Genomic DNA, 15,946 nt, shown 5'->3' with positions numbered 1-15,946 from the left:
CACCCGGTCCCGCAAATCCCTTGCGACCGGAACAACCACGGGAATTCGACCATGTCGGACCTAGACCGTAACTATGCTTCTCCCTTCGGCCGGGCCGCCGGTCGCATTGACACTGCGACGGTCGACGCCGGTCTGCGCGCCTACATGCTGCGCATCTACAACTACATGTCCATCGGCCTCGCGATCACGGGCCTCGCCGCGCTCGGCGTCTATATGGCGGCGGTGACGGCGGATCCGTCCGCAGCCGTGGCGAAGTTCGGCAGCGCCTACCTGACGCAGTTCGGCTACGCGATGTTCGTCAGCCCGCTGAAGTGGCTGTTCATCCTCGCGCCGTTGGTGATGGTGTTCGTGATCTCGGCCGGCATCAACCGGCTGCAGCCCGCGACTGCCCAGCTCCTGTTCTGGGTGTTCTCGGCGCTGATGGGCCTCTCGCTGTCGTCGATCTTCCTGGTGTATACGCACACCTCGATCGTACGGGTGTTCTTCATCACCGCGGCGACCTTCGGTGCGCTCAGCCTTTACGGCTACACCACGAAGCGTGACATGAGCGGCATGGGCTCGTTCCTGTTCATGGGCCTGATCGGCATCATCATCGCCAGCTTGGTCAACCTGTTCCTGGCGAGCTCGGCGCTGCAGTTCATCGTTTCGGTGGTCGGCGTGCTGGTGTTCGCGGGCCTCACCGCCTGGGATACGCAGCGGCTGAAGAACGACTACATCTACGGCTACGCCTCGCAGGGTGGCGCGATTGCCGAGCGTGCGGCGATCACCGGCGCACTCTCGCTCTACCTGAACTTCATCAACCTGTTCACGCTGCTCCTGCAGCTCCTCGGACAGCGCGACTAAGCGCCTCCGGCATAACCAACGATCGAAGCCCCGGCCTCACCGCCGGGGCTTTTCGTTTGCGCGCTCAGTCCGCCATGCCGGGGCTCGTCCCCGGGCATCCACGTCCTTTGTGACCATGGGCGAGAAAGGCGTGGATGGCCCGGTCAAGCCCGGCCATGACGGACAACGAGAGCGTTGCTCCCCGGAAACCTGCTGCTATCTTGCCGCCATGTCCGCCGCCGAGATCAGGCCCGCCACTGAGGCCGACCTTCCCTCCGTCACTGCGATTTACGAGCACGCCGTGCGCTTCGGCACCGCGACGTTCGAGCTGGTCCCGCCGGACCTTTCGGAGATGACGCGCCGCTTCAGTGCGCTGACAGATGGCGGCTTTCCCTATTTCATCGCCGTCCTTGACGGACGCGTGGTCGGCTATGCCTATGCCGCCGCCTACCGCCCGCGTCCGGCCTATCGCTTCACGGTGGAGAATTCGATTTATCTGGATCCCTCGATCCACCGCCGCGGCGTCGGCCTGCAACTGCTGCAGCGGCTGATCAGCGAATGCGAGGCGCGCGGCTACCGGCAGATGATCGCGGTGATCGGGGACTCCGCCAACGCCGGCTCGATCGGCGTTCACCTCAAGACCGGCTTCACGCTGATCGGAACCCACCCGAGCGTCGGCTTGAAGTTCGGCCGCTGGCTCGACACGGTGATGATGCAGCGCGCGCTCGGCGCCGGCGCGACCACGGTGCCCTCAGAGGATCCGGGACGGCGTTAGCTCTCCGTCATTCCGGGGCGCGCGTAAGCGCGAACCCGGAATCCAGAGGTTGGTGAGAGCTCAATTTGCCGCACGAGATTCCGGGTTCGCTTCGCGCCCCGGAATGACGGACGCGGCGGCCTTAAACGACCGCCAGCTTGCGGTCGATCACGAGCAGCACGCGCTCCAGCTCATGGCCGCGGCGCAGGATCAGGCCGGTCGCCGAGATCACGCTGTACATGCCCTGCTTGCGGGCGAGCCGCGGGTCCTTCTCGATTCGATAGATCGGGACTTCGGAGGAGCGGCGGAACACCGAGAATACGGCGCGCTCCTTCAGGAAGTCGATGGCGTAATCGCGCCACTCGCCATCGGCGACCATGCGGCCATAGAGATTGAGGATCCGATTGAGTTCGAGGCGATTGAACGTGACGCGGTTCTGTAGCGGGCTGGTGGCGGCGGGCCGCGCCGCCGCGCGAAGCCCGCTTGGATCGGTGTCCTCCGATATCAATATCATCAAGCGCCTCCTGTCATCCGGCTGACATGATTGCGCTAACCGGCCAGCGCCGCAAGGGTTCGCAGCCGGCCGCGCGACATATGGGAAAATTTTCCAGGGGTCACAGTATCGTTAGAAAGAATCATATTGCTGCCCCACTTCCGCCCATCGCCCGCCCCGCTACCCTGCGACAAGGAAATCCTGCGTTGGCCCGGTTCTTTCGGTTCCGGATTCCTCAGCCCCCAGCCCCCCGGGGCCGTCGGAGCCGGGCCTGTTCGCAGGGGAGTTAACTCCCTTTTGACTGGGCCAACGAGAGTTGGTCCTTTTCTTTTTTGGGGTTCCCTCGCGATACGTCATTCCGGGGCGCGCGCCAGCGTGAACCTGGAATCTGGAAGTGATGCGCGAGATTCCGGGTTCGCGCGATGCGTGCGCCGGAATGACAAAGTGTGGTGGGGTTTGATCCTAGGCCTTACCGCAGCGGCGTCATGGCCGCGCCGAGCATCGGGCCGGGCTTGTCGCGATTGCCGTCCTGGACATAGACAACGGCGGCATCCACACCTTCACGCGTGATGTTCTCGATCGGCACGGTCCAGCTTCCCGCGCTGCCATTCCAGTCGCCGACCTTCAGGAGATTGCGCACCACGTTGTGGTAGGTGATCTCTTGGCCGCGATTCTCGCCGCGCCCGATCGAGATCGGCACCGCCTTGGAGATCGAGCAGATCCAGACTTCGCCATGCTTGACGCGCGGCCCGTTGCTCGCAGCCACCGAGACATTGATCTGCTTGCCGGACAGCGACATCGTCACCGGCACCGACATCACGCCCTCAGTCGCGGTATCCTTGATCGCAGTCTCGATGCCGACGCGATCGCTGCCGATCACCTTCGCTGAGCCGTTAACGATGACTTGCGGCGTGTAGACGTCGCGGTCGCCGCGCACATGCGAATAGGCTTTCTGGCGCGCACTGAAGCGCGAATCGGCCAGCGTGTCCTTCCACCCTAGATAATCCCAGTAGTCGATCGGCATGCTGAGCGCGATGACATCAGGGTCCTTGGCGAGTTCGCCGATGATCTTGTCGGCGGGCGGACAGGACGAACAACCTTGCGAGGTGAAGAGCTCGACGACCGCACGCGGATCGGCGTGAGCAGGTCGGATGATCGCGATAATGGCGCAAACACTGAGCGCACCGGACCAAAGCGAAAGACGATTATAGGCCATCATCGCTGTCATAGTGAGAACCGATCGTGATGATTTCCATCCGTACTTGTACGGGGCATGAGAGACGACCCTGAAGAGTGTGTATGCCCCTGACGTGCGAAAGCGGCCTTTTTCATAGGCCGCCCGCATTTTCCTAGCCATTCACGTAGCAGTGAGGCACCGATCACAAATCCGCGTTAGGCCGCGAGCTTGCGCAGCACATAGTGCAGGATGCCGCCGTTGCGATAGTAATCGAGCTCATCGAGCGTATCGATGCGACAAAGCAGCGGGACATGCTGCACCGAGCCATCGCTGGAGGTGACGTCCGCCGTCAGCATCTGACGCGGCTTCAAATCGCCCTGCAAGCCACGAATCGTGACCTTCTCGTCGCCCTTGATGCCCAGCGACTGCCACGACGTGCCCGGCTCGAAGGTGAGTGGCAGCACACCCATGCCGACCAGGTTGGAGCGATGGATGCGCTCAAAGCTCTGGCAGATCACTGCGCGAACACCGAGCAGGCGGGTGCCCTTGGCAGCCCAGTCGCGCGAGGAGCCGTTGCCGTATTCGGCGCCGGCGAACACAACGAGCGGCACGCCTTCCGCCTGGTACTTCATCGCGGCATCGTAGATCGACATCTGCTCGCCGTCGGGCCAGTGCTTGGTATTTCCGCCTTCCGGAATGTTGCCGTCGGCGCCCTTGAGCATGAAGTTCTTGATGCGGATGTTGGCAAAGGTGCCGCGCATCATGACCTCATGGTTGCCGCGCCGCGTGCCGTACTGGTTGAAGTCGGCGGGCCGCACCTGATGCTCGCTCAAGAATTTACCGGCGGGCGAAGTCAGCTTGATCGAACCGGCCGGCGAGATGTGGTCGGTCGTGATCTTGTCGCCGAACATGGCGAGGATCCGCGCCTCGACGATGTCGGTGATCGGCTCGGGCTCCTTCTTCATGCCCTCGAAATAAGGCGGGTTTTGCACATAGGTCGAGCTCATGTTCCAGCGATAGGTCTCGCTCTCGACCGTCTTGATCTTGCGCCAGTTGGTGTCGCCCTTGAACACGTCGGCGTATTTCTTCTTGAAGATCGACGCGGTGACGAACTTCTTCATGAAGGCGTTGATTTCCTTCGCGGTCGGCCAAATGTCCTTCAGGTAGACCGGCTTGCCGTCCTTGCCCTCGCCGATCGGCTCGACCGCGAGATCCTTGGTCACGGTGCCAGCCAGCGCGTGCGCCACGACCAGCGGCGGCGAGGCGAGATAATTCGCCTGCACGTCGGGGCTGACGCGGCCCTCGAAGTTGCGGTTGCCCGACAACACGGCAGCAGCAACGATGCCATTGTCGTTGATCGACTTCGAAATCTCTTCCGGCAGCGGGCCGGAATTGCCGATGCAGGTGGTGCAGCCGAAGCCGACCAGGTTGAAGCCGACCTTGTCGAGATCGGCCTGCAGGCCGGAATTGGCGAGATATTCCGCCACAACCTGGCTGCCCGGGGCGAGCGAGGTTTTCACCCAGGGCTTCGCCTTCAGGCCCTTGGCGACCGCATTGCGCGCCAGCAGGCCGGCGCCGATCAGGACGCTGGGATTGGAGGTGTTGGTGCAGGAGGTGATCGCGGCGATCACGACGTCGCCATGGCCGAGATCGAATTTGCGATCTTCGACCGGGTAGCGCTTCGCCGCATCATCGGCCTTCTTGTATTCGCTGGCGAGTGCGGTCGCGAAACCGGAGGCAACCGTCGGCAGGGCGATGCGGCCCTCGGGACGCTTCGGGCCGGCCATCGACGGCACGACGTCCTTGAGATCGAGCGTCAAGGTTTCCGTGAACTTCGGATCAGTCGATTTCGCCGTGCGGAACAGTCCCTGCGCCTTGGCGTAGGCTGAGACCAGCGCGACGCGGTCCGCCTTGCGGCCGGAGGTCTTCAGATAATCGATGGTCGCGGCGTCCACCGGGAAGAAGCCGCAGGTCGCGCCATATTCCGGCGCCATGTTGCCGATCGTCGCCTTGTCCGCGACCGAGAGGTAGTCGAGGCCGGGGCCGAAGAACTCGACGAACTTGCCGACCACGCCCTGCTTGCGCAGCATCTGCGTCACGGTCAGCACCAGGTCGGTCGCGGTGACACCCTCCTTGAGCTGGCCCTTGAGCTTGAAGCCGACCACTTCGGGCAGCAGCATCGACAAGGGCTGGCCGAGCATGCAGGCTTCCGCCTCGATGCCGCCGACGCCCCAGCCGAGCACGGCAAGGCCGTTGACCATGGTGGTGTGCGAATCAGTTCCGACCAGCGAATCAGGATAGGCGACTTCGAAGGTGCCGGTCTTCTTGCCGACCGTCATCTTCTCCTTCTTGGTCCAGACCGTCTGGGCCAGATATTCGAGATTGACCTGGTGGCAGATGCCGGTGCCGGGCGGCACCACCGAGAAGTTCGAGAACGCCTTCTGGCCCCATTTCAGGAACTCGTAGCGCTCCTGATTCTGCTTGTATTCCTCGACCACGTTCTTGGCGAAAGCCTTGTTGTCGCCGAAGAAGTTGACGATCACGGAGTGGTCGATGACGAGGTCGACCGGCACCAGCGGGTTGATCTTCTCCGCATCGCCGCCGAGATTCTGCATCGCATTGCGCATCGCCGCGAGATCGACCACGGCGGGAACGCCCGTGAAATCCTGCATCAGCACGCGCGCGGGGCGGAACGCAATTTCATGCTCGAGCTTGCGCTTCCTCAGCCATTTGCTGACCGCGACAATGTCTTCCTTCTTGACGGTGCGGCCGTCCTCGTTGCGCAGAAGGTTTTCAAGCAGCACCTTCATCGAGTATGGCAGCTTCGAAATGCCCTTCAGACCGTTCTTCTCTGCCGTAGGCAGGCTGTAATAGACGTAGGTCTTGCCACCGACCTTCAGGGTCTTGCGGCATTTGAAGCTGTCGAGCGATGTCATGCGAGGAAATCCCACTTATTCCGTTATACCCGGCAAGGGTATTTTTATACCGGCAGCGGCGAGGTCAGCTTCCCGCTTGCGGAGGCCGATGGTGTGCTGCATCAAGTTCCGGGGCTTATAGAATCTTTCTAGAAGCGCCGCCACACCGACGAGCGCGCCACAGCCTTGCGCCACCCAAAAATTCTCAACGGCTAGCGAAAGATTTCTTTGAGCATGATCCGAAAAAGTGGGGACCGGTTTTCCCCGCGACAAACGCGAAGCGTTTGCGCGCAGATTATGCTCGGCCAGATCTAGAGGGCTGCGAGGGATGATGCGGCTCTCGGGACACAACTTGCGATGCGTGCGGGGCGGCCGCGAAGTGTTTTCGGGATTAGGCTTTGCGGCGTCATCGGGCGAAGCACTCGCCATCACCGGCCCTAACGGCTCGGGCAAGACCTCGCTGTTGCGCGTGATCGCCGGCCTCTTGATGCCGTCGGACGGCGCGATCACGTTCGACGGCGGCGAGGCTGAACTGACGGTGGCCGAGCAGGCCCACTATCTCGGCCATCGCGACGCGCTGAAGCCGGCGCTGAGCGTGCTCGAAAATCTTTCCTTCTGGCGGGACTTTCTCGGCGGCGAATCTGATGACGCCGGCCGATGCCTCGCCTCCGTCGGCCTCGATCATGCCACGCATCTGCCCGCCGCCTATCTCTCCGCCGGCCAGCGCCGCCGGCTGTCGATCGCGCGGCTACTGGTCGCACGTCGGCCGGTCTGGCTGCTGGACGAACCGACCTCCGCGCTCGACACCAAAGGCCAGGACCTCTTCGTCAATTTGATGCGCGATCATCTGGCAAGCGGCGGCATCTTGATCGCCGCGACCCATACCCCGCTCGGCATCGACGTCAGGGAATTGCGCATGGGGGGCAAGTCATGACCGCGCTCCGGGCACTGATTCGGCGCGACATCCGGATTGCGCTGCGCGTCGGTGGTGGCGCGCTGATCGGCGTGTTGTTCTTCCTCACCGTCACCGTGCTGATGCCGTTCGCGGTCGGGCCGGACCTGGCGCTGCTTTCGCGGCTGGGGCCCGCGATCCTCTGGCTCGGCGCGCTGCTCGCGAGCCTTTTGACCCTCGATCGGCTGTTCACGGCCGACCACGAGGACGGCTCGCTCGATCTCATTGTCATGAGCCGGACGCCGCTGGAACTCGCCTGCGCGGCAAAGGCGCTGGCGCATTGGCTTGCCGCCGGACTGCCGCTGATCGTAGCGACGCCCGTGCTCGGGCTGTTGCTCAATCTCGATGGCACCGCGACCTTGGCGGTGGCGCTGACGCTGCTGGCGGGAACCCCCGCGCTCACCTTTACCGGCATGATCGGGGCGGCGCTCGCCGTCACGTTGCACCGCGGCGGGCTGCTCCTGGCCGTGCTGGTGCTGCCATTATCGATTCCCGTGCTGATTTTCGGTGTCGCAGCCTCGCAAGCCGCGATAACGGGCCCGATGTCGTTCGGAACCCCGTTCTCGATCCTGTGCGCGCTGTCGCTGGTGAGTTTCGTGGTCGGGCCTTTTGCCGCAGCCGCCAGCCTGCGGCATGGGCTGGATTGAGGTCAATCAACTCTTCACGAGAGGTTTTGGGCCAATTGCCTGCGACGCCGGCCGCGATTATCAGAGAAAGCCATGAGCCTGATCGACCTCGCCAACCCCACGAAATTCCTCGCGCTGACCGCGCGGGTGCTGCCGTGGCTTGCCGGCGCAACCGTGATCCTGCTCCTGATCGGGCTCTACCAGTCCGCGATGGCGCCGGACGACTACCAGCAGGGCGCGACAGTCAAGATCATGTTCATCCACGTGCCTAACGCGTGGCTGTCGATGTTCGTCTGGGGCATCATGAGCATCGCCTCGCTCGGCACGCTGGTATGGCGACATCCGCTCGCCGACGTCGCGGCCAAGGCCGCGGCCCCGATCGGCGCCGCCTTCACCTTCCTCGCCCTCGTCACCGGCTCGCTATGGGGCCGGCCGATGTGGGGCACCTATTGGGAATGGGACGCGCGGCTTACCTCCGTGCTGATCCTGTTCCTGATGTATCTCGGCCTGATCGCGCTGTGGCGCGCGGTGGAGGATCCCTCGCGCGCGGCGCGCGCCGCCGCCGTGCTCACGCTGGTCGGCGCGATCAACATCCCGATCATCAAATTCTCCGTCGACTGGTGGAACACGCTGCACCAGCCGGCATCCGTGATCCGGATGGGAGGGCCGACGCTGGACAATGCCTTCCTGATTCCGCTGCTGGTGATGGCGATCGCATTCTCGCTGCTGTTCATCACGCTGCACTTAGCGGCGATGCGGAACGAAATCCTGCGCCGCAGGGTGCGCAGCCTGCAGATGATGCAGGCCAATCAAAAGGCAGCGTGATGATGGCAGCGCTCGGCCCCTACGCCTCCTTTATCGCGACATCCTACGGGCTGGTGGCGGCCGTGGTGGTGCTGCTGATCGTCTGGATCACGCTCGACTATCGCCAGCAGACGGCGCGACTGCGCGAACTCGAGGCCAGCGGCATCGTCAGGCGCTCCGGGCGCAGCGCAGCGGAGATCTAGAGCATGATCCGGAAAAGTGGAAACCGGTTTTCCGAACAGATGCTCAAGCAAAGAGATGGGATCATGAATCCGATTCCATCCAATCGGATCATGATCTCATGAGCGAGCCCCTTGCCGAAACCGCGCCGCGGAGCCGGCGCTGGCTGGTGGCGCTGCCGCTGGTGGTCTTTGCCGCCCTTGCGGCGCTGTTCTTGCTCCGGCTCTATGGCGGCGATCCCTCGAGGATTCCATCGGCGCTGATCGGCCGGCCGGCGCCGCAGACCGCGCTGCCCGCGCTCGAGGGATTGGTCAGGGATGGCACGCAGGTGCCCGGGCTCGATCCCGCCACCTTCAAGGGCAAGGTCAGCCTCGTCAACGTCTGGGCGTCCTGGTGCGTGCCATGTCATGACGAAGCGCCGCTCCTGACCGAGCTCGCCAAGGACAACCGACTGCAGCTCGTCGGCATCAACTACAAGGATGCACCCGACAACGCCCGCCGCTTCCTCGGGCGCTACGGCAATCCCTTCAGCATCGTCGGCGTCGACGCCAACGGCCGCGCCTCGATCGAATGGGGCGTCTATGGCGTGCCCGAGACCTTCATCGTCGGCCGCGAAGGCACCATCGTCTACAAGATGGTCGGGCCGGTGACGCCGCAGAATTTCGACAGCGTGCTCAAGGTCGAGATCGAGAAGGCGCTCAAGGCGGGAACGTAGCTTCTCTCCGTCATTCCGGGGCGTGCGGAGCACGAGCCCGGAATCCATTGGCCCGCTAGCGCAAGTGACAAAATGGATTCCGGGCTCACGCTACGCGTGCTCCGGAATGACGGGCGGAGAGATTATCCCTTGCTGACGTCCCCTGCCTCCGCCTCGCTCCGCTCCAGCGAGACCGGCTCGAGCTGATAGCGCTTGATCAGCGGCATCTGGGTGACGGCAAACAGCATCGTCAGCGGCACCATGCCGAACACCTTGAAGGTGACCCAGAAATCGGTGCTCTGGGTGCGCCAGACGATCTCGTTCACCACGGCCATCGCCAGGAACCACAAAGCCCAGCGGAAGGTGAGGATGCGCCAGCCGTGCGGGGTGAGGTTGAACATCTGGTCGAACATGATCGCGATGAAGGAACGGCCGAACAGCAGGCCGCCGCCGAGGATCGCGGCGAACAGCGTGTAGACGATGGTCGGCTTCATCTTGATGAAGGTCTCGTCGTGCAGGATCAGCGTCAGCGTGCCGAACACGAGGACCACCACGGCCGTGACGATCGCCATCAGCGGCAGGTGCCGCGTCACCACGTAGGCCGCAATGATCGCGACCACCACGGCCACCATGAATACGCCGGTGGCCACGAACAGGTTCGACTTGGCATTGACAAAGAAAAAGATGAGCAGCGGACCAAGCTCGGTCGCAAGCTTGAACAGAGGATGCGGTGCTTTCTTGTCCATTACTACTCGATCCCTGCGATCGCCCTGGCGAAATCGCGCGCGGTGAAGGGGGCAAGATCATCGACGCCTTCGCCGACGCCGATGAAATGCACCGGCAATTTATGCTTCTCCGACAGCGCCACCAGAATGCCGCCTCGCGCGGTGCCATCGAGCTTCGTCATCACGAGGCCGGTGACGCCAGCAGTACGGTGAAAGGCCTCGACCTGCGACAGCGCATTTTGTCCCACCGTGGCGTCGAGCACCAGGAGCACCGCATGCGGCGCCGTGGCATCGACCTTCCGGATCACGCGCACGACCTTTTCGAGCTCGTTCATCAATTCGGATTTGTTCTGCAGCCGGCCGGCGGTATCGATCAAGAGCACATCGAGCTTTTGCTCCTTGGCCGCGCTCAACGCATTGAAGGCGAGGCTTGCGGAATCCGAGCCTTGCGCGCCCGCGACGACGGGCGATTTCGTCCGTTCGCCCCAGATCTTGAGCTGCTCGATCGCGGCGGCACGGAAGGTGTCGCCGGCGGCCAGCATCACCTTGCGGCCTTCCGCTGAAAGCTTGGCCGCGAGCTTGCCGATGGTTGTGGTCTTGCCGGAGCCATTGACCCCGACCACAAGGATCACGAACGGCTTTTTCGCCGCATCGATCTCGAGCGGCTGGGCAACCGGCGCCAGCACTTTCTCGACCTCGGTCGCGACCACGGCCTTGACCTCGTCGGCCGAGATCTCCTTGTCGTAGCGCCCGGTGCCGACGGCTTCCGTGATGCGCACCGCGACGTCGGTCCCGAGATCGGCGCGCAGCAGCACATCCTCGATATCATCGAGCATGGCGCGGTCGAGCTTGCGCTTGGTGACGAGGCCGGCAACGGCAGCGCCGATCGAACTCGAGGTCCGCTTCAGCCCGTTGGAGAGCCTCTTCCACCAGCTCAGTTTGGGTGCAGTGGTATCGTTCATGGCAAGGGTGTGTTAGCCGTTTCGCCCCGCAAACAAAAGTCTCGACGCGTGAACGATGTTCCACAATTGACGCCGGCGGAAATCGAGGCCCGCGTGCTCCATCGCGACGGCCTGATGCTGGTGATCGACAAACCGGCGGGGATTCCGGTGCATCGCGGCCCAAAAGGCGGCCCCAATCTGGAAGCCTCGTTCGACGCGCTGCGTTTCGGCCTGCCGCGACCGCCGGTGCTCGCCCATCGGCTGGACCGGGACACCTCGGGCTGCCTCGTCCTTGGGCGGCACCGCAAGGCGACCGCCTCGCTCGGCCTACTGTTCAAGCACGGCAAGATATCAAAGACATATTGGGCCGTGGTCGAAGGCGGGCCTGCCGAAGAGCAAGGCACGATCGATCTGCCGCTCGGCCGCAAGACCGCCGAGCGCGGCTGGTGGCAGAAGCCGGACCCGGAAGGTCAAAAGGCCGTGACGAACTGGAAAATACTCGGCCGCGGCAACGGTCTCGCCTGGGTTGCGATGGAACCGGTCACCGGCCGCACCCATCAATTGCGCGTGCACGCGTCCGCCATGGGCTGGCCGATCGTCGGCGACAACATCTACGGCAACGGCCCGCGCTTCGGCGAACCGCGCCTGCATCTGCACTCGCGCGAACTCATGATTCCGATCTCGAAGAACAAGGACCCGGTGCGCGTGACGGCGCCGGCGCCCGAGCATATGCATGAGCGGCTGCGGGCGTGCGGTTGGAATGGGGAGTAGCCACCGCACACGCCACCGTCATCATCCGCGAAGGCGGATGATCCAGTATTCCAGAGACGGTCGCGCTAGCACCGAGAGGCCGGCGCATACTGGATCGCCCGGTCGAGCCGGGCGATGACAGCGGGGGTTAAACCAGCAGCCGCGCCCCATCATCACCGGCGATCGCAAGCGCCTGCACCGCGCCCGGTGTTTCGCCGCTGATCGCGACCGGCAGGAAGTGCTCCGTGCGGCCCTGTTTGTCGCTTTCGATCAGGACCTGACGCGTCGTGCCGATTTCGGCCGCGAGCCGTTTGCGCAACGCCGCGTCCCCCACGGCGCGCAGTCGTCGCGCACGCTCCTTGATCTCACCACCAGCCACCTGCGGCATCCGCGCCGCCGGCGTGCCCGGACGCTTGGAATAGGGAAACACGTGTAAAAAGGTCAGATCGCACTCCTCGACCAAAGCTAGCGAGCGTGCAAACATCTCTTCGGTCTCGGTCGGGAAGCCCGCGATGATGTCGGCGCCGAACGCCATGTCCGGCCGTAGCCGCCGCACCTGCGCGCAGAACTCGATCGCGTCCCGCCGCGAATGCCGCCGCTTCATCCGCTTCAGGATCAGATCGTCGCCGGACTGCAGTGACAGATGCAGATGCGGCATCAGCCGGGCATCATCCGCGATCACATCGAGCAGGTCGCGGTCAGCCTCGATGGAATCGATTGAGGAAATGCGGAGCCGCTTCAACTCCGGCACGTGCTTCAGGATCTGCCGGGTCAATGTGCCAAGCTTGGGCATGCCCGGCAGGTCGGCGCCATAGCTGGTGAGATCGACGCCGGTCAGCACGATCTCGACATGGCCGCGTTCGACCAGCGCGCGGACCTGGTCGACCACCGCGCCCATCGGCACCGAACGCGAATTGCCGCGGCCGAACGGGATGATGCAGAAGGTGCAGCGATGATCGCAGCCGTTCTGCACCTGCACGAACACCCGCGGCAGGCCCTTCTGAAAACCTTCAAGCAGATGCGGCGCCATCTCTCTGACCGCCATGATGTCGGCGACCGCCATCTTCTCGCTCGCCGCGACACCAAGGCCTGCATCGAACACGGCGCGCGCGTCACGCCAGGCTGCGCTTTGCGTCTTCTTATCATTGCCGATGACGCGATCGACCTCGGCCATCTCGGCGAACATCTGCGCTTGGGTCTGCGCCGCGCAGCCGGTGACGACGATGCGCGCTTCGGGGCGCTCACGCTTCAACCGGCGGATCGACTGCCGCGCCTGCGCCACCGCCTCGTTGGTGACCGCGCAGCTATTGATGACGATGGTATCGGCAAGGCCAGCGTTCTCCGCCTCGTGCCGGATCAGCTCCGATTCGAACGCATTCAGGCGACAGCCGAAGGTGACGACGTCGACGGCCATCTCAGGTGACGCTGGCGCTGGCGAACAGCGCCGGATCGAAGCGGCCCTCATATTCGAAGGTCGCCGTCCCCGTCATCAGCACGTGGTCGTCGCGCTCGCGCCATTCGATCATGAGCTTGCCGCCGGGCAGCGTGATCTCGACGGTGCGATTGGCGCGCTTCAGCCGCGCCGCCGCCACCGCGGTCGCACAGGCCGCCGAGCCGCAGGCCTTGGTCAGGCCCGCCCCGCGCTCCCAGGTCCGGATCGTGATGTGATCGGGATCGACGATATGGGCGAGCGTGATGTTGGCACGCTCCGGGAAGATTGGATGGTTTTCCAGAAGCGGCCCGAAGCGGGAAAGGTCATAGGCGTTGACGTCTTCGACCCAGAAGATCGCGTGCGGATTGCCCATGCTGACGACCGAGGGCGAATGCAGGATCGGCGCATCGATCGGGCCGATCTGCAATTCGATATAGCGGGTGTCGCGAAACTCCTCGGCCAGCGGAATATCCTGCCAGCCGAATTTCGGCGGGCCCATGTCCACCGTGTAGAGATCGGGCGCAGGGCCCTGCCAGCAATTGAGCAGCCCGGCCCGGGTCTCGAAGGTAGCTGCCGTCTGCCCGGTCTTCTCGAACACACGGCGCACCACGCAGCGCATGCCGTTGCCGCAGGCGCCGGCTTCCGAGCCGTCATTGTTGTAGATCCTGATAAAGGCTTCCGTCCCCTGCAGCCGCGGCGGCTGCAGCACCATGAGCTGGTCGTAGGGCACGCCGGCTGGGGCTGCCACCGCGCGGGCGTCGTCCGGCGCCACCGCCGCCTTCGAATCGCGCATGTCGACCACGACGATCTCGTTGCCGATGCCGTTCATCTTGGCGAATGCGTGGTTGGCGAGCGCGCTCATGGAATTTCCCAATTTATGCCTGCCTTATATGGCGAATGAAGCCGAATTGGCCAGAGCATGATCCAGACCCGGGAGGCGGCGCTCGCGCAAAGCGACAGCGATTTTCCGAAAAAGATCCCGCTCGGACAGAAAGATGCAGCGGAATGATGTCGCGAAACGACGCTATTCATTCCGCACCCGCGGCCGCCCATGGCACAAGTGTCATGGGACGAAAGCGGAACTTGCGTGTTAGGACTATCGCGCCATGCGGACGTCAGCCGGGACGAAAAGGCGTCCGCTCGAGATGGGGATGGAGAAGATCAAGATGATTCGATTCAATGGTTTCCGCGGCACCCTGGTCGCGCTGGTCCCGGTAGTCGCCATTGCCTGGGGCAGCGCGGCGCTGGCGCAAGCGCCGGCTCCAGCCGCCTCGCCTTCGCCGGCGCCTTCGGCCTCGCCGGTGCCGCCGGCACCAACCCCCTCTCCCGCGCCGCCGCCGGCCGAGACCAAATCACCGGCCGACACCCCGTCAGCCGCCCAGAGCCCGACGCCGCCCGCCTCCGCGCCGGTGCAGACCGCCGACCCCTTCGGTGAGGAGTTCACGCTGGAGCCGAAGAAGGTTGTCATGATGAAGGGCAACGCCAACTGGGATTCGGCCTTCGACGCCCTGATCGACTCGCTGAAGGCGCTGACGGCGGAGCTTGACAAGCAGAACATCAAGCCGACGGGCAATTCGATGATCGTCTATACCTCGACCGATGACACCGGCTTCACCTTCGTCGCGGAAATCCCTGTCGACCAGGAGGTGAAGAACCTCGGCAAGAACATGAGCATGGGCAACTCGCCCGACGGCAAGGCCCTGAAGTTCGTCCACCGCGGCTCCTACGACAACATGGACAACACCTACGAGGCGATCACCAACCACCTCGACGACAAGAAACTGGAGGCAAAAGACACCTTTATAGAAGAATACACCACCGATCCGCTGAAGACGGCGGAAGACAAGCTGGTGATCAACGTCTACGTACCCCTGAAGTGAAGTGAAGCGAATGAAACAGCTCGTTGCCCTCGCGGCGCTGGCGCTGGCGGCATCGCCTGCCCTGGCGCAGACGGTCCCGCCCCCTGCCATTTCCGTCAACGGCGAAGCCACGATCTCGGCCGCGCCCGACCAGGCCGAGATCGACGCCGGCGTGACCTCGGAAGCCAAGACCGCGCGCGAGGCGTCCGACATCAACAACGCCGCAATGGGCAAGGTGCTGCTGGCGCTGAAAGGCGCCGGCATCGATGAGAAGGACTACCAGACCTCGCGATTGTCGCTGCAGCCGCAATATCCGTCGGCGCAAAGCCGACCGGGGCCGGCAACGATTTCCGGCTATCGCGCCACCAATCGTGTGATCATCAAGGTGCGCGACATCGCCAAGATCGCGGGCCTGATCGATGTCCTGGTCGGCGCCGGCGCCAATGAGATCGGCGGGATCGGATTCCTGGTTTCGCAGGCCTCAAAACTGCTCGACGACGCACGCGAAAAGGCCATCGCCGACGCGCGCCGCAAGGCGGAAATCTACGCCAAGGCGGCCGGCGTAACGCTCGGCGATGCGCTCAGCATTTCGGAAGGCGGGCCGCCGACGCCCCTCTTCCGCGGCAAGATGGCCGCGCCAATGGCGGCAGCAGCTCCCGTTGCGCCGGGCGAGGAGACGCTGGCGGTCTCGGTGAACGTGTCCTGGGCGATCAAGCCGAAGCAATAAGCGAGTCGAATGAGTGATGATGTCGTCCCGGGCTTGACCCGGGACCCATATGTGGACGGCCCCCGTGGCACAAGAGCTTTTGAGGTGATCGGATC

17 protein-coding genes are annotated in these 15,946 nt (G+C 63.8%); 10 read left to right on the top strand and 7 right to left on the bottom strand.

All coding sequences use genetic code 11. The features are described from left to right. The first annotated feature begins 51 nt into the window (after positions 1-51). Positions 52-843 (top strand): Bax inhibitor-1/YccA family protein, encoded by a 792-nt coding sequence (locus AAFX91_RS11005; RefSeq protein ID WP_130579827.1) that lies wholly within the window; start codon positions 52-54, stop codon positions 841-843. 208 nt (positions 844-1,051) lie between these two features. Beyond that, on the top strand, positions 1,052-1,597 hold the full coding sequence (locus AAFX91_RS11000) for a GNAT family N-acetyltransferase (RefSeq protein ID WP_394566461.1): 546 nt from the start codon (positions 1,052-1,054) through the stop codon (positions 1,595-1,597). Positions 1,598-1,718: 121 nt separating this feature from the next. On the opposite strand, the gene AAFX91_RS10995 is transcribed toward AAFX91_RS11000, so the two are convergent. From AAFX91_RS10995 to acnA, 3 genes are all read right to left on the bottom strand, one after another. After that, on the bottom strand, positions 1,719-2,090 hold the full coding sequence (locus tag AAFX91_RS10995; RefSeq protein WP_130579828.1) for a DUF2794 domain-containing protein: 372 nt from the start codon (positions 2,088-2,090) through the stop codon (positions 1,719-1,721). A 448-nt stretch (positions 2,091-2,538) separates the two neighbouring features. Continuing rightward, on the bottom strand, positions 2,539-3,297 hold the full coding sequence (locus AAFX91_RS10990) for a thioredoxin family protein (protein ID WP_130579829.1): 759 nt from the start codon (positions 3,295-3,297) through the stop codon (positions 2,539-2,541). Between the two features lie 164 nt (positions 3,298-3,461). Further along, on the bottom strand, positions 3,462-6,182 hold the full coding sequence (acnA, locus tag AAFX91_RS10985; RefSeq protein WP_282528777.1) for an aconitate hydratase AcnA: 2,721 nt from the start codon (positions 6,180-6,182) through the stop codon (positions 3,462-3,464). Positions 6,183-6,492: 310 nt separating this feature from the next. On the opposite strand from acnA, the gene ccmA reads away from it, so the two are divergent. From ccmA to AAFX91_RS10960, 5 genes are all read left to right on the top strand, one after another. Next, entirely contained in the window at positions 6,493-7,095 is a 603-nt protein-coding gene (ccmA, locus tag AAFX91_RS10980) for a heme ABC exporter ATP-binding protein CcmA (protein ID WP_394566460.1), read from the top strand. Further along, positions 7,092-7,760: a heme exporter protein CcmB gene (gene ccmB, locus AAFX91_RS10975; protein ID WP_394566450.1), complete on the top strand. Its 669-nt coding sequence runs from the start codon at positions 7,092-7,094 to the stop codon at positions 7,758-7,760. The genes ccmA and ccmB overlap by 4 nt, the downstream gene beginning before the upstream one ends. Before the next feature lie 72 nt (positions 7,761-7,832). Beyond that, positions 7,833-8,564, top strand: coding sequence for a heme ABC transporter permease (locus AAFX91_RS10970; RefSeq protein WP_282528774.1), 732 nt, complete (start codon positions 7,833-7,835; stop codon positions 8,562-8,564). Further along, on the top strand, positions 8,564-8,746 hold the full coding sequence (gene ccmD, locus AAFX91_RS10965; RefSeq protein ID WP_394566459.1) for a heme exporter protein CcmD: 183 nt from the start codon (positions 8,564-8,566) through the stop codon (positions 8,744-8,746). Before AAFX91_RS10970 ends, ccmD begins: the two co-directional genes overlap by 1 nt. A 98-nt stretch (positions 8,747-8,844) precedes the next feature. After that, positions 8,845-9,438: a DsbE family thiol:disulfide interchange protein gene (locus AAFX91_RS10960; RefSeq protein WP_394566449.1), complete on the top strand. Its 594-nt coding sequence runs from the start codon at positions 8,845-8,847 to the stop codon at positions 9,436-9,438. A 122-nt stretch (positions 9,439-9,560) separates the two neighbouring features. Here the strand turns inward: AAFX91_RS10960 and AAFX91_RS10955 are convergent, their stop codons facing one another. After that, positions 9,561-10,163, bottom strand: coding sequence for a septation protein A (locus AAFX91_RS10955; RefSeq protein WP_130579834.1), 603 nt, complete (start codon positions 10,161-10,163; stop codon positions 9,561-9,563). A 2-nt stretch (positions 10,164-10,165) separates the two neighbouring features. Continuing rightward, on the bottom strand, positions 10,166-11,104 hold the full coding sequence (gene ftsY, locus AAFX91_RS10950) for a signal recognition particle-docking protein FtsY (RefSeq protein ID WP_130579835.1): 939 nt from the start codon (positions 11,102-11,104) through the stop codon (positions 10,166-10,168). A 48-nt stretch (positions 11,105-11,152) separates the two neighbouring features. Here ftsY and AAFX91_RS10945 point away from each other — a divergent pair, with 48 nt between their 5' ends. Next, positions 11,153-11,854, top strand: a complete 702-nt coding sequence (locus tag AAFX91_RS10945) for an RluA family pseudouridine synthase (protein ID WP_394566448.1) — start codon at positions 11,153-11,155, stop codon at positions 11,852-11,854. Positions 11,855-11,981: 127 nt separating this feature from the next. On the opposite strand, the gene mtaB is transcribed toward AAFX91_RS10945, so the two are convergent. Both mtaB and dapF read right to left on the bottom strand, forming a co-directional pair. Next, positions 11,982-13,247, bottom strand: coding sequence for a tRNA (N(6)-L-threonylcarbamoyladenosine(37)-C(2))-methylthiotransferase MtaB (gene mtaB / locus AAFX91_RS10940; RefSeq protein WP_394566447.1), 1,266 nt, complete (start codon positions 13,245-13,247; stop codon positions 11,982-11,984). Between the two features lies 1 nt (position 13,248). After that, positions 13,249-14,127, bottom strand: coding sequence for a diaminopimelate epimerase (dapF, locus tag AAFX91_RS10935; RefSeq protein ID WP_394566446.1), 879 nt, complete (start codon positions 14,125-14,127; stop codon positions 13,249-13,251). Between the two features lie 304 nt (positions 14,128-14,431). Between dapF and AAFX91_RS10930 the strand changes: the two genes are divergently transcribed. Both AAFX91_RS10930 and AAFX91_RS10925 read left to right on the top strand, forming a co-directional pair. Continuing rightward, positions 14,432-15,145 carry a GyrI-like domain-containing protein gene (locus AAFX91_RS10930; protein WP_282528771.1) on the top strand — a complete coding sequence of 238 codons (714 nt, stop codon included), beginning with the start codon at positions 14,432-14,434 and terminating at the stop codon, positions 15,143-15,145. A 10-nt stretch (positions 15,146-15,155) separates the two neighbouring features. Continuing rightward, on the top strand, positions 15,156-15,851 hold the full coding sequence (locus tag AAFX91_RS10925; RefSeq protein WP_130581202.1) for an SIMPL domain-containing protein: 696 nt from the start codon (positions 15,156-15,158) through the stop codon (positions 15,849-15,851). The last annotated feature ends 95 nt before the right edge of the window (positions 15,852-15,946 follow it).

Origin of the sequence: Bradyrhizobium sp. 31Argb, from assembly GCF_043638955.1 — a bacterium.
Taxonomy (GTDB): Bacteria; Pseudomonadota; Alphaproteobacteria; order Rhizobiales; family Xanthobacteraceae; genus Bradyrhizobium.
Note: the sequence above shows the minus strand (reverse complement) of the source record. Positions and strands in the feature narration are given on the sequence as shown.